At 56.3% G+C, this 22083-nt stretch carries 17 protein-coding genes and 1 pseudogene; 11 read left to right on the forward strand and 7 right to left on the reverse strand.

Annotation, left to right across the window (positions count from 1 at the left end; genetic code table 11):
- The first annotated feature begins 92 nt into the window (after window positions 1–92).
- Together BLU17_RS10235 and BLU17_RS10240 are read left to right on the forward strand one after the other, a co-directional pair.
- Complete coding sequence (locus BLU17_RS10235; RefSeq protein WP_091996614.1) at window positions 93–383, forward strand: hypothetical protein; 291 nt, start codon at window positions 93–95, stop codon at window positions 381–383.
- Window positions 384–481: 98 nt separating this feature from the next.
- Complete coding sequence (locus tag BLU17_RS10240) at window positions 482–1237, forward strand: HNH endonuclease (protein ID WP_245746792.1); 756 nt, start codon at window positions 482–484, stop codon at window positions 1235–1237.
- A gap of 138 nt (window positions 1238–1375) precedes the next feature.
- On the opposite strand, the gene BLU17_RS10245 is transcribed toward BLU17_RS10240, so the two are convergent.
- The 5 genes from BLU17_RS10245 to BLU17_RS10265 all read right to left on the reverse strand — a co-directional run bounded on the left by BLU17_RS10245 (window position 1376) and on the right by BLU17_RS10265 (window position 4851).
- Window positions 1376–2053: a hypothetical protein gene (locus tag BLU17_RS10245; RefSeq protein WP_091996616.1), complete on the reverse strand. Its 678-nt coding sequence runs from the start codon at window positions 2051–2053 to the stop codon at window positions 1376–1378.
- A gap of 103 nt (window positions 2054–2156) precedes the next feature.
- Entirely contained in the window at window positions 2157–2642 is a 486-nt protein-coding gene (locus BLU17_RS10250; RefSeq protein ID WP_091996617.1) for a hypothetical protein, read from the reverse strand.
- A gap of 18 nt (window positions 2643–2660) precedes the next feature.
- Window positions 2661–2996 carry a helix-turn-helix domain-containing protein gene (locus BLU17_RS10255; protein WP_091996618.1) on the reverse strand — a complete coding sequence of 112 codons (336 nt, stop codon included), beginning with the start codon at window positions 2994–2996 and terminating at the stop codon, window positions 2661–2663.
- Between the two features lie 500 nt (window positions 2997–3496).
- Window positions 3497–3865, reverse strand: coding sequence for a helix-turn-helix domain-containing protein (locus BLU17_RS10260; RefSeq protein WP_091996619.1), 369 nt, complete (start codon window positions 3863–3865; stop codon window positions 3497–3499).
- A 137-nt stretch (window positions 3866–4002) separates the two neighbouring features.
- On the reverse strand, window positions 4003–4851 hold the full coding sequence (locus BLU17_RS10265) for a hypothetical protein (RefSeq protein ID WP_143189216.1): 849 nt from the start codon (window positions 4849–4851) through the stop codon (window positions 4003–4005).
- 221 nt (window positions 4852–5072) lie between these two features.
- Here BLU17_RS10265 and BLU17_RS10270 point away from each other — a divergent pair, with 221 nt between their 5' ends.
- Together BLU17_RS10270 and BLU17_RS10275 are read left to right on the forward strand one after the other, a co-directional pair.
- Window positions 5073–6401: a serine/threonine-protein kinase gene (locus tag BLU17_RS10270; protein ID WP_091996621.1), complete on the forward strand. Its 1329-nt coding sequence runs from the start codon at window positions 5073–5075 to the stop codon at window positions 6399–6401.
- A 364-nt stretch (window positions 6402–6765) separates the two neighbouring features.
- The gene (locus BLU17_RS10275; RefSeq protein ID WP_091996622.1) at window positions 6766–7020 is read left to right on the forward strand and encodes a hypothetical protein; all 255 of its coding nucleotides are present in this window, start codon (window positions 6766–6768) and stop codon (window positions 7018–7020) included.
- Window positions 7021–7058: 38 nt separating this feature from the next.
- Here the strand turns inward: BLU17_RS10275 and BLU17_RS10280 are convergent, their stop codons facing one another.
- On the reverse strand, window positions 7059–7400 hold the full coding sequence (locus BLU17_RS10280) for an H-NS histone family protein (protein ID WP_091996623.1): 342 nt from the start codon (window positions 7398–7400) through the stop codon (window positions 7059–7061).
- Window positions 7401–7599: 199 nt separating this feature from the next.
- Here BLU17_RS10280 and BLU17_RS10285 point away from each other — a divergent pair, with 199 nt between their 5' ends.
- The 6 genes and pseudogenes from BLU17_RS10285 (at window position 7600) to BLU17_RS10315 (ending at window position 17896) form a co-directional block, all read left to right on the forward strand.
- A complete protein-coding gene (locus BLU17_RS10285; RefSeq protein ID WP_091996624.1) occupies window positions 7600–9303 on the forward strand; it encodes a vWA domain-containing protein in 1704 nt (567 codons plus the stop codon).
- A 138-nt stretch (window positions 9304–9441) separates the two neighbouring features.
- Window positions 9442–9918, forward strand: a pseudogene (locus tag BLU17_RS10290) (H-NS family nucleoid-associated regulatory protein); the annotation flags it as partial.
- An 826-nt stretch (window positions 9919–10744) separates the two neighbouring features.
- Window positions 10745–10885, forward strand: coding sequence for a hypothetical protein (locus tag BLU17_RS33095; RefSeq protein ID WP_176929009.1), 141 nt, complete (start codon window positions 10745–10747; stop codon window positions 10883–10885).
- Between the two features lie 580 nt (window positions 10886–11465).
- Entirely contained in the window at window positions 11466–14243 is a 2778-nt protein-coding gene (locus BLU17_RS10305; RefSeq protein WP_091996628.1) for an HD domain-containing protein, read from the forward strand.
- Between the two features lie 234 nt (window positions 14244–14477).
- Window positions 14478–15665, forward strand: coding sequence for a hypothetical protein (locus tag BLU17_RS10310; RefSeq protein ID WP_143189217.1), 1188 nt, complete (start codon window positions 14478–14480; stop codon window positions 15663–15665).
- Window positions 15662–17896 carry a hypothetical protein gene (locus tag BLU17_RS10315; RefSeq protein WP_091996630.1) on the forward strand — a complete coding sequence of 745 codons (2235 nt, stop codon included), beginning with the start codon at window positions 15662–15664 and terminating at the stop codon, window positions 17894–17896. Before BLU17_RS10310 ends, BLU17_RS10315 begins: the two co-directional genes overlap by 4 nt.
- A 1023-nt stretch (window positions 17897–18919) precedes the next feature.
- On the opposite strand, the gene BLU17_RS10330 is transcribed toward BLU17_RS10315, so the two are convergent.
- Window positions 18920–20130, reverse strand: a protein-coding gene (locus BLU17_RS10330) for an IS3 family transposase (protein ID WP_091996633.1) whose coding sequence is annotated in 2 segments (ribosomal slippage) — window positions 18920–19815 and window positions 19815–20130 — 1212 coding nt in all. Because the reading frame shifts where the segments join, the coding sequence is not laid out codon by codon here.
- Window positions 20131–20417: 287 nt separating this feature from the next.
- Here BLU17_RS10330 and BLU17_RS10335 point away from each other — a divergent pair.
- A complete protein-coding gene (locus tag BLU17_RS10335) occupies window positions 20418–21593 on the forward strand; it encodes a DNA cytosine methyltransferase (protein WP_245746793.1) in 1176 nt (391 codons plus the stop codon).
- The last annotated feature ends 490 nt before the right edge of the window (window positions 21594–22083 follow it).

Raw genomic sequence — 22083 nt, forward strand, 5'->3', positions numbered from 1 at the left:
GCGACTTATTGTAGGCGACGTCCCTGTTTCAATTTCCCATCTTCAGCAAAGGTGAGAATTTCCGGGGGGTGATACATCCCGAGAGAGACCCAATGCTGCGCCTGCAGATGCGAGGCCACTTCGGCAAGATGGCCAAAGCCATGCCGGATGCCGTCTTCATACCGGTGGGCCCGGCAACGTCGAAAGGCGTCGAGTGGCTAACCAAGGAAGGCTTTCTAAAAAAGAACGAATGTTCCATGGCCTTTCTCACCCGGGCAAAGAAGCCAGCGACCACGCTGCATATTTGCTTGGCGAAAAGGAGCGTGCTGACCTGTCTCACCACACAAACGCCGACAAGATTGACGCGGCGCGTGATTACCTTCGGAAGGCGATGGCAGCACTGAGCTGAGGATGTTACTGGCGCAGCGGTCGGAGTCGAGCGCCGGACGCGTGAGAAGTGGTGAAATAAACTCAACCCTTGCTTCCTTTCGGTACTCAGGACATGCCCCGTTACCTTGTTCCCTCATCTGCTTTCCGGCTGGCCCTTGAGTTGGCCCGCACGGTTGTCGCTGGGAGCCTGCAATTACCGCAGGCCGAACGAGCATTGCGCGATTCCTATCCTGAAATGTCACCTCGCGCTGCGAAGGGCTACGTCGGAAGCTACGTTGCAATGCGCCGCGGCACGAGAGGCTTTGCGACGACCATCGCGGCCAACGCTTGGAAGCTCTACCTCGAGGATATTGCACAAGACGGCGCCGGTCCTCTCTCGGTCGCGCTGGACACGTTCTTGTCCCATATCGTCTATATCCAGAGCAAAACAAAGGGCCCGGAAGCCCCACTGCACCAGGTGCACGATGAGTTTGTTGAGTTGCTGAAGGGGATGGCCCTCCACGAGACAGTCGCTGAGAATCTGAACGCCGCCGTCCAGAAGTCCCTGAAGTCTTCTGCGGATGAACGTAGAGAACGTCTCGCCAGTGCAAACAGGCAACCCGAGCAAGTTGTCGTTCTGACTCGCGCATTCCGGCGGAATCCGGACGTCATTGCGGAAGTCCTGCTGCGAGCTGATGGGACGTGCGAAGGATGTGGGCAGTCGGCACCGTTTGAGCGCTCAGACGGGAGGCCATACCTCGAGGTGCACCATCGCAGGCGTTTGGCAGACGGCGGCGACGACAGCGTCGAGAACGCAATGGCTTTGTGTCCGAACTGCCATCGCGAGCGGCACTACGGTATCAACTACGTCAGTGACGCCCCGAAGTGAGAGCGCGCGGCTGCGGAGCGGCAGGTGACAGTGCTATCCGACAGCCGTGCGCGAACGATTCTCTTCAGAGCGGGAACGGGAAACGTGCTTCGTCTCGATGAGCGTCGGCGAAGGGGCGCTAACTGAAGCCCCTAGTAGTTATGGTGCTCTGCCAGGCTGCAATGGCAGAACCTCAAAGCACTCGAACGGAATGTTGCCGTTGAACCAGATGGCACGGGCTTCGGGGCGTAAATCGGGGCCTCTATCATAACTACGCAAGATGCCGTTCACCTCGAGAAACGGCTGAGCAAGCAGCGAGAAGAAACCGTCCTCTAAAGAAGGCTGTTCGCGCAACCGAAGCAGATGCCATGGCGTTTTCGTTGCGCGCTCCAATATATCCAGCGCATGAGCGGTATCGCCATCGTGAAATCGAGCTATCGATTCAAGTGCCTCGGGCGCGAACTTCCGCGAGAACTGAATCATCGCACGCAACTTCCTGTTCGGTTCGGATGTTTCGTTCAATCCGAGCAAAGCATCATCCTGCGTGAGAGACAGGAGCACACCGCTGTAATGCGGAGGTGCGATAGACAACTGCTCCCAGAGACTCAATTCGAGCGGGTAGTAATCCTCGTGCGTGCGGGCAAACCGGCAAGCCGCGTCCTTTGATGCAGGCGCTATTCGTTCCTGCAGGCGCCCGATGAGCTTGTGCACGGTGTATTCCGCGAGCGCGTTCGCACGCAGCCCTTTTTCGCGCAGCACTTCGAGCGGTGTATGCGTGAGGTGGAACAGACCATACGGAGGCTCTTCGCCGGCGATTATGCGAGTGATAGCTACCATTCGTTAGCTCGCGCAGAGTGTGTGCAATCGAGTGCGAGCCCTACGGGGAATCGCGATGCCCGTAGGATGTTGTGGACTGAAGACACATTATTCGACTTGCTGGTCACGCGACACCTGCGGTATCCGAGCCTCGCCGGGCATCAAGCTTGCGGCGGGCTGCGTCCACAACGTCAGAAGAAAAATGCTCCTGATTTCGCAGCACAACTGCCTCGAAGGTGTAGTCGCCCAATCCCAGAGAATGCAAAAGCTCAAAGCTCTCGCTTCCAGGTTGCTTCACCACGTACTCGACAGCGCCCAGTTCGCCCCGATTGGTGATGACCTTGCGAGTATTGCCGGCGCGCAGACGTCTGCCGTGCTTCACGAAAATAGCCTCTTCCTGCGCGTAGACGACGCTCCAGATGTCGCGACGCAATGCTGAGTCGAGATTCATGGCGTTCACCTGCACCTCAACTGACCGCTGACGTGCCGCAAGCACGAGATGCGGGTGTCTGTCGCCGACATTCCTCGCAAACTGTGTACAGTCATCACGAGTTTTCAGATATGACATGCGTTTGCGGTCGTCAGGACTAAGGTTCTCAAAACTGTTCATCTGACTATCTCCTCGCGGTTACCAGTTGATTGCGACCGATTCGGCGCCGCGACGCTTTAGCTCGGCGACGATTTCCTCCACAGAGGCATCCTTCAGGCGCACCTCGTCTGGCGACGTCATTGACTCCGCCGCCTCGGCGTCAGTCGGAAACAGTGCCGCGTTGAGCTTTTCCCACGTGGCGAAACTTGGCAGAGTCGCGTCCGCGCTATCCGCATTTTCATATCGGGAGGGCATCACCGCATGAATGCCAGCACGCCGTGCAAGTTCACGATACGAAAAACGCATATTTTCCCGCGCTGCTTTCAAAGCTGACCGGAAGCTCGGGTCTGTGACTGGCGGAAGCTGTTTCGTCATTGTCACTACCTCCATACATAAGGTAGCCTCAAGTGTATCTTAAAGTGAGCAAAATGTGTGCGTATAGCTACGTTTTGATGCGTTTATGCATCATCAATCGACCCTAGAAGTGGCGGGCCGCATAGTCAGAGCGCCTGAAGACGCGGCGATTGAGTGCCGCTCAAGCGCCAAGGCGATTTCCGTACAGCCCGCAGTAACCGACCGCAAGGTTCCTTTCCCGGCCTCACTCAAGGCCGCTGGGAATCTCAACTGCAAGGTCTATCAAGGCTGGCAACAGGTCCGCGCACCGCTATTCACAAGGCAATAGCCACGCGGCGGCCACGGGCAGAAGGTTGGGCGGTCGTGGAGCACGAGGCAGTGCAGCTCAATGAGTTCGCCGCAGCCGATACCGTCGAAAGGCGGTGGCAGCACTGAACCGATTAGGCGGCCGTCGCAGATGTTGCCGTCGCCGGGCGCACAGTGAGCGGCGAAATGAACACGCCCCTCACCGCGTATCCTCATCAGTGCCAGAGAGCAAGCACCAACTGGGAGCTGCCCGACTCGAGTACGGGCTTCACTTTCGCGGCCATGCTGATGTCGGTTGCGTTGGCGGCGAGCGTGTACAGCCCGACATTGTGGAGGCGGCCACACTCTGACGGTTGGCTTACCCACGACGTATTGATGCGATACCCCTCTTTGCGGAGTTCAACCACTCGTGCCCGAGGGTCAACAATGTCGAGGAACCGCATCGCTTCCAATGTCGTTACCCCTGCGCACAGCCTCATTGCATCGAGCAAGCGCGCGCGCTGATGCTCGGCGGTGTTGTCTGGCCAGTTGGCGATAATGCGGTCGAAGCGCTGGAAGTTATGCGGTTTGATGTGTTTTTGCATTCGATGCAGTGCGAGTTATGACAGGGCATATTGTTCGCCTGTCGGCTCGAAACGTTGCTACCGAAATACCAAGCCAATTAGGCCGCAAATTCTCCGGAGGAAATAGGCCGGGAAACGGGCCCAATTTCCGCAGCTTTTCATTGCTCGGCCGAATCCGGCTCTAACCCGAGTTCGGCGGCCGCAGTGCTTAGTGCGTCGTGAAGCACGATGGCCGCGGTCCCGTCGGCGCACCCGCCAACGATGTCGAGAGCTTGAGCCAGCCGTTGGGCATCGGTGCGGGTGTCGGGCACCGGCGAAGTACGGTTTCGCGGAATGCTTGCTCGGCTCATTGCCAGATGTGCTGTGTTCTCGCTGTCGGCTTCGTTCCTGCGCTTCGCTTCGACGAGCGCTCGGATACTGACGCGTTCGGTGGCAGTCAGCACTTCGTAAACTTGGCGTTCCAAGGTCTCTTCCCATGCGCGCGCGACGACCGCCGTAATGACTCGGATAGGGATTTCGTCGCAAGCCTCGCAGATGGCGTGGGCGAGCCGGATAATCAGCGTTCGGCGCTGTGTCATCGGCGGGCGGCCAGCTGTCCGGACTGGCACAACCGACGGCATGGTCTGGAGCTTCCGCAGCGGTTCCTGGAAACTGCGTGTCCGGGCATCCGGAGTAAGCCAGGAAGGGCGCGCCGCGGTCAGCTTGGTTGCCAAGTCTGTGGCGCTCTTCATGATATCGCTCACTTCAGACCCGGTGGGTGCCAAGTCCGGTTCGCCTTCCTCGATGCAGTCGACGATTGCGCGGGCAATCTGTGAAATCACCGTGACCTGCAAACTTGTGCCTTTCGCGAGCAGCTTCTTCTTCTTGAAGAAGCTGCGGAAGTCTTTGTCGTCACGAAAGCATCTGAACCAGTCCGACTGTGCGCGAGCTGCCTGGTCAAGGTTCAGGAAAGCGCCTGCCTGTTCATACATCAAGGCAAGATGCGAATTCGTGGTCAAAGTGGTCATAGGCGATACCAAGGGCGATTCACGCAGGTTGTAGGCATATTGTAGCTGCGTGCCATACGCCGACCGAGCATACGTCGAGCATTTTCGAGGTGCATAGGAGCGTTAGTGTTCTCACGCGCGCGGCGCGAAGTGTGGGCGCTCCCGCGAAACGCTTGACGAATCGGTGAAACACGGTGACATCCAGCTAGAATCGCCGGTTGTGTGTACAAGGAGGTGACGCGATGGCGAGTGGACCGGGCCGGCTACGAGAAGTCGGTGGTTGGCAGTTGCAGGAGCGCCTTGGCCGTGGCGGCAACGGCGAAGTCTATAAGGCAGTGAAGGGCGACCGTGTCGCCGCGATAAAGATTCTTCATTCCGGGCGATGGGACGACGTTCGTCGAGCCCGTTTTCGCGACGAAATCGATGCGATGCAACGCTGCCAGGAATTTGGCTGCATCCCAGTGATTGAGTTCGACGTGCCCGCTGCGGGTGTACCCGGTCAAGCATGGTTTGCCATGGACCTAGCCGAACCGCTGGTAGACGCGCTTGGTGATAATCCCAGCCTCGTCGATGTGGTCTCATGTGTTCGGGATATCGCCCGAGTCTTGGTCTCGATTCATGCGCGCGGTATCGCACACCGGGACATTAAGCCTGACAACCTGTTTCGCTATAAGGGGCGCTGGACCGTCGGCGACTTCGGGCTTGCGGATTTCGACGGAAAGTTGGCCAAGACGCGCGAGGGTGAAAAAATTGGCCCGGTGTTTTACATCGCGCCGGAGATGCTCAACGAGGCTGTCTCGGCTGACGGCGAGCCAGCTGATTGCTATTCGCTCGCGAAGACACTCTGGGTTTTGATTACCGGCCAGAAATTTCCACTTCCAGGACCGCTTCTGAGAAACATCGATGCGTTGAAGGCGAGCACCTACCATTCGGACGAGAGGGCGCCGTTGCTTGACGCAGTGTTGGAGTCGGCGACACGTCACACGGCGAGCGCGCGGCCGACCATGGAAGAGTTTGCCCAAGAGCTGGACACATGGCTGATGCCGACCGGTCCAGCGAGTAATGATGGTCTTGACCTATCAGACTTCGCTGCCGTTTTCTCGGTGGCCAAGTATCAGATGGAAGTTGAGCAGATGGAGCGTAACGCCGAGGCAGCGCGAGTGAACGAGACCGGCGAGCGCATCCGCGAAAAGTTGCGGCCGCACGTCGAGCGATTGGTGACTGCCTTGAACACCGCAAGTTTGACGGGCGTTCACGGAACTGTCGACAACTATATGTGGGGAGGTATGGTGAGGGCGGCGGTTCCTCGACAGTCGAATTCGGGAGGGTTCGTGCGCCTGGAGTTGGCCATCAACGGCAACTATCAGGACCCACAGCGTGCGACATTGGGTGTCGTCTGTTCTGTCCGGCGCGATGGCGAACAGAGTGGTACTTTCTGGGAGAAGTCCGTTGAGTTTCTGCCGGGGGGAAGCGGCGAAGACATCCAAATCGAGCGGCTTTTTTCTGAGGTTGCCGCTCAACTGAGACCAGCCGTTACGAGGGCCGCTGAACTCAACCAGGCGCTCGGCTAAGCGGCGTTGTTCCCGGTCCCGAAGTCTGCGGCCGGCGCGCTGTTCTCGTTGCCGGCCGCAACAAATCACCGTTGTACGCGCTCTATCAGCATCGACCACAGATACTGAGCGGCTCCCGTGTCAGACAGCCTCTCGGGAACGCCACTAGCGATGTTCATCATCGGCATTAGGTACAGCGTTTGGCTATCTTCGGTGAGCGCGAGCGCTTCGTTGTAGCTGTTCGTATGCTCTGAAAAAGCGTGTTTTCGTGCGACGAATGTCGAACATCAAATCCACGAACGACTGCGACGGAGTCCATCGAGCGCGCCAAATGCATCGTTGCGGCGTGCTAGGATTAACTGCACTGAGCGCGTGGAGACGTCACATGGAGACGTTCACTGACACTTATCTAGGGCTCGAGATTCATGTGCAGGTTTTCTTCATTTCGTCTGGAGAAGCTGACGTCTCCTGTCGCATCGTCGACCCGTCCGACCGGCGGCTTGCACCGCTCACTGCGGAGGTCATGCGGGTACCTGGCGGCCCTTTTCCTCATGCTGCGGCGGCCCGCATCGGGATAGCTTATTGCATGGGCGTCATCGATGCCTATCGCGACGAAGACGGCGAGTGCACTCTTCATTGACGATGCCCGAGGGGCCGAAGCGGGCAAGGAGACAAATCTCAGACAACCCCGAGGTGCTCCGTCTTGATGGTTGCCAGTCTGCTACCAGCGAACGGGTCATTGCCCCAATCAACACCGGGACGCTTGCTTGACGCGGGTTCCGATTGTGCGCTGATTGCAAAGTGTTCGAGCGACTGTCCTGCGCTGGTCGCTTGAACCACCCACTGAGGGGCGTCACCTTCGCCGTCCCAGGTATTTCCAAAGGCGTCGCGGTAACGTGCCGCTCGCATTTTAGCTTGGTCTGCCGCGATTGACGCAGCTAAATCGTCTGGTTCGATTCCAAGTTCGGCCATCCTGCGTCGAAGGTAGGCCACAATACTGTCTCTTTTTCGTTCGTCCATCTATGTGTGCTCCGTTCCCACTGCAATTCTCGAGCAGATGAGTCAAAGGCGTCTGTCTCCAGGATAACACAGTTCGATTGACCAGCTATTCATCGCTGGGCTTTGTGTCGCCAGTCCAGTTCATGCGAGACTGGTTCCCTCAGTCAACGCGGCCGCATAGCAGGCCGTCGTAAATTGACTTCCACGGAGGAATGGAATTTTGAAAGACAAGTCATACGCGAAACTCGCTGACCTGCTGTCAGACAGCGAATGGTCGCAAGTATGCAACGACCTCAAGGTTGAGGCGGTATCCAAAGAATCCTTCAGAAAGGACCCGCAGGCGCTTTTTCGGGCCGTGTCGAAGACAACGTACTGCATGGCAGTATTTGAGGCATTGACACGTCCGATGAGCATGCTGGCTGAGGTTGCCGAATTCCTCGGGCGGAACGACGTAAGGGCACGCACAACGGTATCCGTGATTTCTCTTGCAGATAGTATAAGTGTCAAGCCACAGCAACTGGAGTATGCAATCTCCTGGGCCGAAGACATGCGCCCGTCAGCCCAAGTGAAAAGGGACTTGGAGGCCGAATTTCGAGCTTTTGTGAAGCCATTCCTTCTCGGGGTTCGGTATAACGCCGAGCCGCAGCAAAGGTCGGAGACACGGCCTAGCCGACGACACGCGTATCGGGGTGAGGTGTTTGAGCATGTAGAAGTCTGTGAATACTCTCGTGAGGCGCTTGACGACTTCGAGCAGATTCTGCGCATTGCCGACAACGCCCTCTCAGTCAGCGTCCGTACTGACGAACCAGCGGACTTCCCTGTTTTGGTGGAACTCCGAAGCCTAGCAAAGCAGCTATCAAGTGACCTGCAGGAATTTGAATCGGAGGTAAATTTCGCACGAAGGCCACGAGAGATATGTTCGGCCGGAAGCAATTCGACCGAAATCGAGCGGTTTAAGATTTTTATCGAATCTCTTTCGTTCCTCCACAAACGCACACCCGCAAAGGAGATTGCCAAGCTCCTGAGACTGGATGTATTCCGCCATAGGCCTCAACTCTATGAGATGTGGGTGATGTGCGCTATCTTGAAGACCCTCGGAGACGGTGGTTGCAATGTTCAATTGTTGGAGGTTGAAAGTGGTGAGAACCTCAGCCGCGTATGGAATCTGAAGTACGCCAAAGCTACGAGTCCAGTCGCCGAAATTACAAAAGACGACGTAAAACTGTTTCTCTTTTATCAGCTGTTTCGTCGCCGCAGCAAGGGAGACATGCCAGATATCTCGTTGTGGCGGGACCGTGCGGCAGAAACAACCCCCGTGTGGATTGTCGACCCGAAATTCTCTGAGAAAGGTGGGTATTCGATGTCGAGCTACGTAAGCACGGCCCAACGATACATGGACCAATTTCGACCAAGCGACTTCTCCTGTGTTCTCGAATACTTTCCTCGCCCTGAAATCGGGTCCGACTCGCGTGTCATTCTGGATGTCGCGCCTCGTGGAGCGGGGCTTGGTACGTTGCGGAGGCTGTTGCAGCAAGCACACGGGCTCGCTTCACGGACGATGGCAATCCTCGATTTGTCTAGCAGCTATATCAATAATGTCTTGGGCGCCGCGCCTCAGTTGCGCCAGATGGTGGCTGCCGGCGAACTATCGGACGCCTGTATCGTGTTTGCGGGAAATGCCGAGGTTTGCGCCTCCCTGACCGAGGCTTCGGGAAGGAAGTTCGACAAAGAGCGCGCCGCTTTGGGCACCAATAGCAGCATCATGCCAGCGCTCGCAGAAGCTCAGCGGCTCTCCGCCGAGGATGACGTGCGGGCGTTTATCCTCTTGAGCGACGGGGACTTTGATGATGGGTCCATGCAGACAATTTCTGATTCAGGCCTGACGATTTCTCTGGCACTGCCGACCGCGAAGCCCACGGCATAGTCTTCACGTCTGTAAAGTTGCGGTTCGGTGTTGGTCGTGGTGCCCGATATCGTCTTCGTTGCCATGGCGGTTCGCAGCTAGCGTTTACTGTGAGCAATATGGCATAGTGCGCGGAGATTATTTCAATCAGGAGAGACAATGGCGACGCTCGAAAACATTCAAGCAAAGATTGCGAGGCTTCAAGCCCAAGCTGAGGCACTTGCGGCGACGAAGTCGACTGCGGCTCTTGAGCGAATTCGCGAGCTAATGGACAAGCACGGCTTGGTCCTCGCTGATATCCAGGCGCATATCGGTAAGTCGCGTGGTCGTAAGCCAGGCGGGAAAGCTGCTGTCTCAGCCCCGAAGTACCGTGACCCGAAGTCGGGTGCAACCTGGACCGGGCGCGGACGTGCTCCTGCTTGGATAGCTGACTCGAAGGACGGTTCGAAATTCCTTGCTATAAGTCCTGCAGTCACTGCGACGACGAAGAAGGAGTCGAAAGCTGGAAATTATGTGCGAGGCGTTCAACCAGCGCTGTACCGCGACCCGGAGACGGGGGCTACGTGGAGTGGTCGTGGGCGCGCTCCTGGGTGGTTGGCAGCGGCAAAGGACCGTAAGAAGTTTTTGATTGCTGGCTGAGCGTCCTATCGGCGGAGAGAAACAACGCCTCTCTGGCAGACCAACACTGCTCGAGAGGCATTGTTTTGTGTGGCGATTATTACTTGCCGCGCCAAAGGTCTAGTTTTCCAAGGTTTTCGAGGACGGTTACGACCGTTTCGACGAGCTCGCCGTCGAAGTCATCTCGGTTAGCTTCTTCATGCGTCCCTTTGTTCAGCTACGTCCAAATTGGGTTTGTTTCGGGGATTCCCAATATTTGGTCGAATCCCGCGATGATTGCGGCTTTGTTCGTATGATTGAACGTGTCAGCCTTCTTGAGTTTTTTTGCCAGCGCGTCGCAAACATTCCGTAAGCCAGGTTCCGCGCCGACTCCGGCGAGAGGGACGCTTATCTGCCCCAAGTTGGGGCTTCCGAGCCAGTCCCAGACCTTGTCTGAAAGCATCTCGAGTGCCTGCCGCGACGCACCAAGAGAGCGTCTCGGTCGTTGAGGGCGTCGCGGGCTGCACGGGCTTTGGCAATCTAATTCGCGCTCGGAACATTGCGCGTGACCCGAGGATGGTCGTCGCCGGTATGGTGGCGGAATAGGCAGACGGCTGAGTCCTTCTTTCGAGCTTCAGGAAGGTGCTGCTGCATGTCCTTGATGAACTCGTTGCTGTGACATGTAGCGATGAACTTGGTATTTGCGAAAGTGTCGCCTTCAAAGAAGGTCTTGCGTATCCCGCCTCGATGGTCGCGGTCAATCGCATTGATAGCGTCATCGAAAACAAATGGTTGGGCAGAGCGCACGCTTTGCGTTGACTAGGAGGTTTGCTAGCCTGAGGCAACGAATACGCCCCCTAAGCACGTGAAGGCCATCGACGCGACGGCCTGGGTTGCCAGTGAAAGCAATCTCAATCTTCCCGTCACCGGTTACGGGAAGGTGGAGGCATGCCAGCTTGCCCGCCTCGAGGTCCGTCCGGTTGAGCGCGAAGCGCAAAAGCAGTAGCGTTTCGGCCGGCCATCAATAGCTGCCGAGCTTCAGCGGTCGCAGGGCAGCGCCAGATGCCCTGCGCGCCACGAGCATACATCGACGTCGCCGAGAGCTAACGCAGAGTAATCAAGGGTAGCTGTCTCAGCTCAGCGCGCTCGTCTAAGAAACTGACCATCCGGAATCGAACCTAGCTAAATGAAGGTGGTGGCGCAAACGTTTGCTATGTCATCGATGGCGGCAATGACGGAAGAGGAAATGGACATCAGGGCGGACGGGCGCGGCCTCAGTGCCGCACGAGAATATATATGCATATGGCATCACGCAACTCGTCCGCATTACAGATTTGCATGCATACTTGCACTCACCGGTGGTAACTGCAACGCGGGGAATGCAAAAGAATAGCGAGAGACCCACAATGGACATCGATTTCCACTCGAACGGCTCCTGCGCTATGACGCGCCTTGAGGCGACGACTGACGTACGGACCAGACGCTCGGACGTCACGAAGGAAGCAGACCATCTAAGGGATTGGGGCGCGTCGCAAAAGGCCGCTATGATAGTGAAGTTTCCATTCGTGAATTGATGAGTCACGCAAATGTCAATTAGAGAACCAATCGTAGAGCTTAAAGAAACAGAGCTTTTTAAATACCTACAGTCTATAGACGGGGACTACGCGGAGCGGATAACCGTCTTTGTTAGCGGAATCGCTCCGTTGATGGCGACAATCAAGAATTACTTCCCGTACTACACGCGACATGATGCTCACCACGGCTATCAGGTGGTCTGCCGAATAGCGGACTGTATCCTGCCTGCTTGCTTGGAACATGCTGCACCCGAAGCATTGAGCGCGCCGGAGGTGTTTCTGTTGATTGCTGCAGCCTACGCTCACGACCTGGGTATGGCGGTTTTTCCCGGGGAGGAGCAGGCGTTAGCTGCGAAACTAAACTTCACTCTTGAGCCGGGGTGGGAAACCAGAGAGTGCCTCCAGAGCCATTTGCGCGCAAATCACTCGAGTAGAGGCGGCACGTATATCGAGATGAATGCAGAGGAACTCGGTGTGCCTCGCAATCTGATTGCGGCGCTTGACCGGTTGATGAAGGCTCATAACTACGTTATCCCGAAATTGGAAGAGGAGCTACAAGTTCCTTTTGCTGCGGGAAATAGGGAGAGTAATTTAACACAGTTGGCAGTGGTTGTATGTGTCGCAGACGCTATCGAGTTCAGCGATACGCGAGTTGTCGACGGTGTCCTTGAGTCACTCGCGCTAGATAGCAGCAGCGCTGCGCGGAAGTCCTATGCGGAGAATATGAAGCATGTCTGCACGGGTGATAGCTTGGCGGTTACGGACGATGGGCGCATTGTTGTGAGTGGAACATTTTCGGAGCCGGAAGTGTTGGCACTTGCGCATCGAACATTCGACGAAATGGAAGGGTGGCTTCAGGGATACTATGACATCGACAGGCGATGCAAGGTGCCTCGGCTCAAGATAAGAGGCGAGCCTTTCCAACGAGACTTGGTCTTCACTTCGGGAGATTTCCATCGGCTGGGAGTACGCCTTAACAAGCGGAGCGTAATCGACCTAATTGCATCGAATGCTGTATGGCGGGACCAGAAAGGAATTGCACTACGCGAACTTGTGCAGAACGCTGTCGAAGCTTGTCGATATCGAGCTCATCATTCCGCGCCGTCCGATAGGTACCAGCCGTTGGTGCACGTTGTGTTCGACAGGCAGCGTCGCGAGGTCACGGTCAAGGACAACGGATGCGGGATGTCGGAACGTGTTGTGCTAAATAATTTCCTAACCGTCGGCAGTAGTAGGTCGCGTGAGAAGTCGTATGCCGACGACGGATATGCACCGATAGCGCGATTTGGAATCGGATTCTGGTCGGTTTTTTCCATCTCTGACATGGCAACAGTTTCCACTGCTCCCTTTGAGAGCTACAGAGGAAAACGGGAGCAGGCGGAGCGCGCACTAGGGTTCGGCTTTGATGTTCAACTGACTGACTTGAGGGACTTTACTGTCTTCGCTCCGGTCGAACGACCCTGTGGAACGACCATCACGCTAAGGCTCAAGGCTGACGTTGTAATTGACGATGTATATAGGTCGCTGAAAGGTGAGCTGATTTGCTCGATGGTTCCCCTAACCATATCTTTTGATGACGCACATGAGCATATTGACGCAGTGCTTCCGGAGGTGAATGGGCAGGTACTGTTTGGAGTGCGCCAACCAGCAGCGGAAGATTTGGGTATCAAGGTTTTTCAATACAAAGATGAGACCGAGAGTACTCGGCTATCACTCGGATTGGCGTACCGAATGGAAAAGGGTCGGGCGACGTTTATGGCGGCGGCCGGCCAGTCCATACTCGGAATGATGGGGGGTATTCACGTACCTCGAACAGGCGTTTGCGGCTTTGCTGTGCCGGTCCGTGTCGGTCCGCTCTGCATCGACGTAATGAGGGTGGGCTTCTACGTAGCAAATGCGCTTACACCACAAGGATTCGAGTTTTCTATCGATAGGCGGCAACTCATCCATAATCGCGCAGCAGAGAAGTTTGTCGCAGATGCGCAGCGCATGTTCCACAAAGGGTATCGCGATTTCCTCAAGGCGAGCGGGTCGTATACTCCAGACGTTATTTACGCCTTGGCTGAAGAAGCCGCATCGCACGGAGGAAACGTCTATGACGTGTTTACAGAAAATGAGTTGGCCACGGCCATGCAGGATTTTGCAGACCTAATTTCCCTAAAATTAATTCCTGTGACACAACGGGTTTCGTTTGATGCTGCAGAATCAAATGCGAAATATCTGAGTCTAAGAGAACTTTCCAAGCAAAAGGGAACGATATTGTGTTTTCAGGCGACCCGCAGTCCAATGCGATTGGGTCAAGGACCATATATCAATGTGGAAAATCGACAGTCGCTTGAGCTCGCCTACGCTTTTGTGCAGCGAGGAATGGCACAGGCCTCAGATGTGCCGTTATATCTAGCACCTCCAAATCGCTCGTTTTCGATGTTGTTCGACAATGATTCAACCTCGACAGTGAACGTCGTCCCGGCTGCGCAAGGGCTGGACGCCTGCGTGTTGAGCGTTGACTTGGAGAGGGTGAATTTTGAGGAGCCACCCGCGGACGTCATCGCCGAAATTCGTGGACCATGGACTGGCGCTATATATTGGCGGGAGTTTTCAACTCCGGACGCAAAGCCGTATGTCTTTCTTGGTCGACATCGGGTCTTGGTGCAGCGAGGTTCTGAGCTTCAAGCACATCTTCAGGCGCTCGCGGACGCAGGTCGGTTTTCTGCTCTTGCTGACACCGTGAATCTTTTGAAGGAAGACGAAGCCGGACATCAACCTCCCACGCTGACACATCTTCTATGACTTAACAAGAATTCGTAATGCGACGATTAGCCCGTTGAACAACTAGAAGGTGCCAGAATCGTCAACATTATGATGCATTACTGTCAGCATTTAACGTATTAGGCTGGGGCCGCTTTCCGGCCCCAGTTGACCACGACTCACGAATTCAGCAATTGACCGGCGTAGTCGGGGCGGGATGAAGCGGCGAGTTCGAGTTTCGACGGGGAACACAGGGATGCAGAGGCGGGGAGAACCATGATTTCGATTCCACAAGCTGTCAGCCTCAAAGAGATAGAAGCGGCTTACCCAACTCTTTCGTCTGGGCAAACGCTGCGTCTTCCGATGTCCCTGAAGTTCGGGGGAGGCGTTGGTGTTACCGGCTCGCTCATACAGCTATCCGCAGAATGGTCGCGTAGCGTGGAGGTGCCGACTTTGCGTCTCTATGGAAAGGAAACGGCTGCTGTTGCTGAGGCCGTGGCCAAGGAACCGCATAGTATGGCCGCAGCATACTTCGCCAGCGCTATCGAATCGGCGAGTGGAGAGGCGATTACCACGCGCGACGCTCTTGGAGATGTCGTCGCACGAATTGCTGCGATGCAATCCGGCCGCTTCAGAGAAACAATGCATGGCAGAGGTGCGTTTCTTGGCAGTTTCTCCCGTGCGAAAAATGAGTTCCTGATACCGCTCTACTCGAGGCCTGAACTCGGCGCCGTTCGCTCCCGAGATGAGTTCATTACCCTAACCTCGCGAATCATCGAGGCATGTGCGCCGGGAGCGGAACGCCATATGGACGACGCGACGCGCGTCACGTTGGGCACACTCATATACGAACTCTTTCGGAACACTGACGAGCACGCAACGACAGACGAGGAAGGACGACCATATTCGAAGAACCTGCGTGCGGTAATGGCGAAGTTTATCTCGTACGACGCGAAGACTGCGGCCACACACCTCGGCGAGGATGACCCCCGGCTTTCATTCTTTCTCTTGCACAACATTGCAAACCGCCGCACGTCGAAGAAAGGCGCAGAAGAACGCTGGCAGAATAGCCAGTTTGCGTTTCTTGAACTTACGGTGCTCGACACCGGACCAGGCTTGGCCCGTCGTTGGTTTTCGCGGCGACAGCGCGGCGGCGACAAGATTGAGACCATGTCAATTGCGCAGGAAGTTTCCCTCGTTCAAGAATGCTTCGAGCTCCATGCGACTACGAAATCGACCGCCGGCAGTGGCGCCGGACTTTCGTACGTGTTGCAAACACTTCAACGGCTTAATGCATACCTGCGTTTGAGGACCGGACGAGTCTGTCTCGTTCAAGATTTTTCGTCGCCGAAGAATGAGGCGTCGTTTTCTGCGCAACATTGGCTTAAGGAGCAGCCAGAACTCCCAATGACGGCGGGCGCTTGCTACTCCATCGTCGTGCCACTTTCGAAGGTGCTGCTGTGAAAGGCTACTTCACTTTCGACTGCACGTTGCCGACAGGTGGTCCGATTCGCAACTTCCACTTCCTCTTCAAGCCGCCCGGAAAGCCGAACGAGTCACATCTTGCGGACGCCATCGACAACGGGATGAAGACTGTAGCGGCACCGGACGTGATGGCTATTGTGTGCACAGCGGAAGAAGCAGACGCAATTAAGGATGGCTTCCGGCAGCAGCCGATGCTAAAGCAGGCAGCAGAGCGAACGTCGACAAAGGTCTGTCTTTGCATCTGCACGTTCGAGCACGGTGGGACGATTCGCCTTTTCCACCAGGTTACTAACAAGATTGCTGGACTAAAAACAATTTTGAAGGGGCAGACAGCTGCGATTCGCGCCGCTGGTCTTAGCAAGCTGTTCGCTGCTCCTCATGTGCTTGTCAATGCTCCGCCTGGATTTACGTTCGTAAAGCCGTCCCAAAAGCGGTCACAGCACTTCTTGAGAGCAGAAGAGGCACTCACAGAAGTCGAGAGTGTTCAGTTCCTCGCCTTTTCTTTGCTACAGAGGCTCAAAGAGCGGGCTGACGTTTGCCACGGGCACCTCGATGTCATCTACATCGATTCGATGGGCATTGCGAGCGTTGCATACGCGTTGCGCGACATGTATTGCGCGATGTACGACGCTCCTCAACCGCGGGTAGTCAGCTTTCACTCACACGATGGCCTCAATGAAATCGATGTGCCGTTGTTTGGCACGTCGTTCTGCATCATCTCGGCATCCTCGTCGTTGAACCTTGAGCGAGATTGGCAAGCAAGGACACAGTGTCATCGAGCGGAGGTGGTCACCCTCCTTACACTTCAGGGCACCAAGGGAGCTGAGAATGCACTGTTCGCTTTGCCGCAGCCCAACGGCGAGGAAGAGGGCACTACGGCGGAGCATCTCAGAGACCTCCCCATCGTTGGCGAGCGGTTTGCACCGGCCGAAATGCAGCCTAAAAAGGTTTTGCTTCGCGGAAACCATAAGCCCACCGACGCTGAGTCATTTTGTAAGGCGTTCACAGCGACTGGGCGGCTCAGTGTCCAAGGTATGAGTGGAGGGTCCGATACAGTTCGGCCTATCTATCTCGATGGAACGAATCTGACCGCGACGGATGGGTTTGACAAATATCTTGGCGAAACACTAAATCAATACACACCTGCCTCTGTTGCGGCAATCATCCATCAACACGATGATGCGTCGTTGGCGTTGGCAAACGAGTGTGCGCAGCGTTTGCGAACGGTCATGCAACGCGCTAGTGCATTGCCCGTGATTGGCGAGCAGGACATCTCTCCAGAGGGAGGGCAGTTCGGGCGCTACAGTGGTTTGCTAATTGTGGCAGCAGTTATTGGGCGTGGGACAAAGCTCCTCTCTATCAGTCGCGACCTTAGAGACCTGCATGAGGGAGCCCGGACGTATTTTGTCGGCGCGCAAATTGCGGAGACATCGAATCAAATTTTAGTCTTGAAGCAGAACCTGGAGTACTCGGCGACGAAGGCTAGCATCCAGATTCGAAGATTCCGTCAAATCGCAGGGGGAGCACGGCTAGCGGATTCATTCGAGAGCGAATCAAGACTCATGCAGAACGTCGGGTCGGCGTTCGGGGAATCATACAAAATCAGGCTCAGTCGCATACGAGGCAGTATTGGCGGAATGACGGGGAATGCATTCCTTGGCCTGGACGCTTATCTAACTGAGCCTATGAAGCTGCGGCGCGACTTTGCTTTCTGGTCATTCAAGTACGACGAGAACAATGCCGGTAATGCCGCGAGCGTCTTTGCGATGGTTGGTGCCATTCTGCAGAACGCAAGGGAGGACAAGGCGCTAAAGGCATCTATGAGTCTGTCCACCGATGCCTTTCAGCAAGTGATATTGGACCCAGAGAATTTCACACGCTATAACGACGGTGTCATTCAGGCAGCTATGCTCCGCTGCGCGGTGCCCGGTGAACTCGACTACTCGAAGGAGACTGATTCGAGCCAGTTCATGTTGGATTTGCTTATCAGCATATTCGAGCAGCACGACCGGAGGCAAGGCGAAGCGGCAGCGGAATTCGCGCTGGCGCTTTTCACAAAGAAGCTTAGGCTGCGCACGGAGCATCACGATGTTCTCACGAAGCACATGAGTGAACGGCTGGCATCAGAAACGCCGAGGCTGAGGCTCATTCGTGTGTTACTGGGCATCGATTCAATGCCGGATAAGGATGGCTTGCCGCTGGGGTTCTGAGCCGGTTGGGCGAAGTTTTCTTGTCGTCCACAAATGGGTGCGAACTATTGAAATCGGTTATTTAAAATTGAAAATGCGCGAATCATGATGATTTGCCGTGATTTTAGTGAATCTTCATGATTGGAGTTGGAATTCACGAAGATTGTGGGCACGTCGAAAATTCATTGAATTTCCGTGAATCGTTGCCTACGCTGAAGCATTGAATTTGTGCGTCTTCGTACTTTGCGTGGTTCTCGAGCCTTCCGTCTTATGAAAGGCGAAACAACAGGTCGTTATATGGGAGGTGCTTGTGACGAATTCTGAATCCACTCTTGAGAGGAAACATCGCACAGTTATGGCGTTTCTCCGATACCTTGCCCATCATTCTGATGAGACGCGTCCCAAGGCTGTCGATTTTCAGAGGCAACTCGCGCAGTATCTTGGACATAGCCTGACGATAGACGCGACACAGTATTACGTTGACCGGGCGTTTTCTCGTTCTGCGGTCACTTCGTCGACGCCGGCTCAGCGATTGACGCGCGAGCAGCATGAACTCGGCAGGTTGGGCGCGCTGGCCGCGCACCTTCACGCGCTAGATGAACAGCTCATCCCAGATAGAGCGCCGGTGGCGAGAGCGCGTTGAAAAGGCGTTGAGGACACCCGCTCTGCCGGCTGGCCGGGGTTGCTCGCCTCGCGTCGGAATAGGTCATTGAGCCATCCTGTGGTCGCTGTGACATAACGGGGGGCAATATGAGATATCCGGATGTTCGTGACCGAGTCCCTGCATCCCCCTTTGGCTCGTTGGCGCTCTGGGAGGCGCTCGACGCAGTGGTTGTGGCGATTGTGGAATTTGTAGCAGCTGCTGGCGTTCCGCTGTGCGCTCTAGAAAATGCGACGACCGGGTACCTCGAACGGCTGCTGAAAATGGGGCACGATATGTTGCCCGTCGAAATCTACTGGAGCGGTCAGACTCGTGGGGAAGAGGGGGCTGTGGTGTGGGTGCCGCGCGACATTGGAGTTGACCCTGTAATCGCGGACACAGCCTCACACTAAGGTTGCTGAATCCATCGAGCGCCGAAACTCGCGGGGCGAGCGGTATTTCAGCGCGCTATGGGGATGCTTCTCGTTGTAATGCTCGAACGCGATGGCCAGGTTGCGTGCAGCGGTCTCTGCATCCGGCTTCGGCATGAAGGCGACGTAGTCGCGCTTCATGGTCTTTACGAAGCTCTCGGCCATCCCGTTACTTTGCGGGCTGCACACCGGCGTGGTCAATGGCTTCAGGCCTATGCCCACTGCAAACCTCCGCGTGTCGTCGGCCGTGTAGCCCGAGCCGTTGTCGCTCAACCACTCGATTTCGGATGGCGTATGCAGCGCATTGCCGAAGCGATTTTCCACCGCAGCCAGCATCACGTCGCGCACAATGTCGCCGCTATGGCCCGCTGTCGTGGCCGCCCAGCTCATCGCTTCACGGTCGCAGCAGTCCAGCGCGAACGTTACGCGCAGCGGTTCGCCGTTATCGCAGCGAAACTCGAAACCGTCCGAGCACCAACGCTGATTGCTGCGCGCTACAGCCACCTTGCCGTCGTGGCGGCGTTGCGGCCGGGGTGGAATCGGTCGGCGCTCCATCAGCAGCCCGTGCGTGCGCATGACGCGATAGACGCGCTTGGCATTGAACGGCACCAGCCCAGCCGCAATGCGTTCATTGCGCAACGCGCCCCAAACCCGTCGATAGCCATAGCTGGGCAAATCGCCGACGACCCGGCGGATTTCCTCGACCACGGCCGCATCGTCGGTCTGCTTCGATTGACGGCCATCGCGCCATGTCGCCGGACGCGACCGTCGTGCCGATACGTTCGAGCGCGACACGCCGAGAACTTCACAAACCAGCTTCACTGGTCGTCCTCCGGCAGCAAGGGCGAGTGCGCTATCCATTTTTTTGCACGGCCATACTCGACTGCTTCGCGGAGAATCTCGTTCTCCATGGTCTTCTTGCCGAGCATCCGTTGCAGCTCACGAATCTGCTTGAGCGCATCGGCCAGTTCCGACGCCGGAACCACTTCCTCGCCAGCCTTGACTGCTAACAGGCTACCGTCCTGGTACAGCTTGCGCCAGTGGAACAACTGGTTCGGATTCACGCCGTGCTGGCGCGCAACCATCGAAACCGACTTCCCCGGCTCGAGGCTCTCCCGCACCATCGCCAGCTTCTGCTCCGCCGTCCAGCGCCGCCGACGCTCCGGGCCCGTCAACACTTCCATCACTTCCTGCCTGGTGTTAGTCAAAAACACAGTCTTATGCCTACCCGTTAGTTTAAGCGGGAGACTGTGTCCGGCGATTCAGGGGGCCGCTCCAGTGCGGTCCCTCGTACTCTCTAGGTCGGGTGTGACATTCATTGCTCTTCTTATTACCGAACAGGTAATCCCCGTTTGCACCAACGGTAGGTGATGCCCAGCAGCCGGCGTCAGTTTGGGGCGTCCCCTCACGAACCGCAATCGGTTGAAATAAAAACGGCGGCTACACGAGCTTTCTCATTGAGGCTCGTGTCGTGGCTGTATGTCAGCATTTCCATACCACCGAATCGCTTTCGGACTCCCTGAATGCTTCGGCCTTGCCGGAGCGAAATGACCAAAAACTAACATGTGTTGAGCTCTTCGCCGGCTGCGGTGGCTTGGCTGCCGGACTCCAATTGGCCGGCTTCGAACACAGCTGTATGGTCGAATCGAATCCAGTGGCATGTGAAACTCTGCGGCGTAATTTCAGACAATCGCGGAGCGGCAGCCATCCACTTGTCTTGGAGCAGGATGTCAGAACGATTCAGTGGGGTGACTCGGGTGAAGTAGCTTTGCTTGCGGGCGGCCCACCATGCCAGCCGTTTTCATTTGGCGGATTGGCAGAGGGGAAACGCGATTCGCGCGACATGTGGCCGGAGGCGGTGAGGGCGGTGCGTGAATTACGGCCACGTGCATTCTTGTTTGAAAACGTAAGAGGGCTATTGCGACCATCATTCGCGGAGTATCTTGATGGCATTGTCAATCGCCTTGCGTATGCGGGAGGTCAAAGAGGCCACAAAGCTCCTCTATACAACGTCGCGGTTGTCTTGGTGGATGCCGCCGATTATGGAGTTTCTCAACGTCGACATAGAGTTTTCATCGGCGGAGTGCGAGCCGACTGTGGCACCCTGCGACCGTTCCCTGCTCCTACCCACAGTTTTAGACGGCTCGTTTGGGAGAAGTGGGTATCGGGCACATATTGGCACCGGCACGCGATATCGAGCCCCGAGTCGCACACGCCGACGCGCATCGAGCAATCAATTCTCCGCAAATTGCGAGACACAGGGTTAGAGCCTCAAGAAGGTGCTTGGGGTACGTGCCGTGATGCGTTTGCGGGACTTGGGGAGCCGATGCATGGCAGTAATCCGCTAAGGCACGAGCTCCGCAGAGGTGCCCGGCAATACCCCGGACATGCTGGAAGTCCGGTAGATTCGCCGGCCAAGGCACTCAAAGCGGGGGCGCACGGAGTCCCGGGGGGAGAAAACGTGCTTGTTGACAGCGACCACAGCGTTCGCTATTTCACGGTGCGCGAGGCTGCACGGTTGCAGGGGCTACCAGATTCATTCATTCCATCGGGTTCCTGGAGCGAAGCGATGCGGCAGCTCGGCAATGCTGTGCCGGTACAGCTAGCTGAGGTCGCCGGTCGCTGGATACGAAGCTGCATCGACTGATGCACTACCCGCCGAAAGTGAAGAAAAAAGGCGGCCTTGCCCTCACACAGTGTATAAAGTTCGTGTGATTGGGCAGCACACCGGGCGCCTCGCCTGCAGATTTTGAGAGGGATGCTGGCAGCGTGTCTGCGTAGTCGGGAGAAATGTACACTGCGGGCCGGTCGCGCAGTTTGCGGCCACCGTGTTGCGCGACAAGCCCGTTTGACTCACTATTTCCTGTGCCACCGTTCCTCATCTTGTCAACGGCGTTGGTGCCTTGCTTCGAAATCAGCTTGCGCGCTTATCTCAGTGGAGATGGGGGAGGTAGATGGTCGTCTAGTCTTCGCTGAAGCTCCGCCTTTTCTTGGAGGAGGGTGAGTACGGCACGGTGAGCACTGACGAGTCTGGACTGTGCCGCGTCACGCTCCTTCTTGTATCTGTCGGCCTTAGCTTTCGCGTCCTGTCTTTCGTGCCGACGTGCGCTGCGCTTATTTTTGAGCTCCTTGTGTTG

This window comes from Paraburkholderia lycopersici (assembly GCF_900096975.1).
Taxonomy (GTDB): Bacteria; Pseudomonadota; Gammaproteobacteria; order Burkholderiales; family Burkholderiaceae; genus Paraburkholderia; species Paraburkholderia lycopersici.

Coding starts and splice junctions, on each gene's coding strand:
- BLU17_RS10235 (WP_091996614.1), top strand. CDS start 93: ATGCTGCGCCTGCAGATGCGAGGCCACTTCGGCAAGATGGCCAAAGCC.
- BLU17_RS10240 (WP_245746792.1), top strand. CDS start 482: ATGCCCCGTTACCTTGTTCCCTCATCTGCTTTCCGGCTGGCCCTTGAG.
- BLU17_RS10245 (WP_091996616.1), bottom strand. CDS start 2,053: ATGGTAGCTATCACTCGCATAATCGCCGGCGAAGAGCCTCCGTATGGT.
- BLU17_RS10250 (WP_091996617.1), bottom strand. CDS start 2,642: ATGAACAGTTTTGAGAACCTTAGTCCTGACGACCGCAAACGCATGTCA.
- BLU17_RS10255 (WP_091996618.1), bottom strand. CDS start 2,996: ATGACGAAACAGCTTCCGCCAGTCACAGACCCGAGCTTCCGGTCAGCT.
- BLU17_RS10260 (WP_091996619.1), bottom strand. CDS start 3,865: ATGCAAAAACACATCAAACCGCATAACTTCCAGCGCTTCGACCGCATT.
- BLU17_RS10265 (WP_143189216.1), bottom strand. CDS start 4,851: ATGACCACTTTGACCACGAATTCGCATCTTGCCTTGATGTATGAACAG.
- BLU17_RS10270 (WP_091996621.1), top strand. CDS start 5,073: ATGGCGAGTGGACCGGGCCGGCTACGAGAAGTCGGTGGTTGGCAGTTG.
- BLU17_RS10275 (WP_091996622.1), top strand. CDS start 6,766: ATGGAGACGTTCACTGACACTTATCTAGGGCTCGAGATTCATGTGCAG.
- BLU17_RS10280 (WP_091996623.1), bottom strand. CDS start 7,400: ATGGACGAACGAAAAAGAGACAGTATTGTGGCCTACCTTCGACGCAGG.
- BLU17_RS10305 (WP_091996628.1), top strand. CDS start 11,466: ATGTCAATTAGAGAACCAATCGTAGAGCTTAAAGAAACAGAGCTTTTT.
- BLU17_RS10310 (WP_143189217.1), top strand. CDS start 14,478: ATGATTTCGATTCCACAAGCTGTCAGCCTCAAAGAGATAGAAGCGGCT.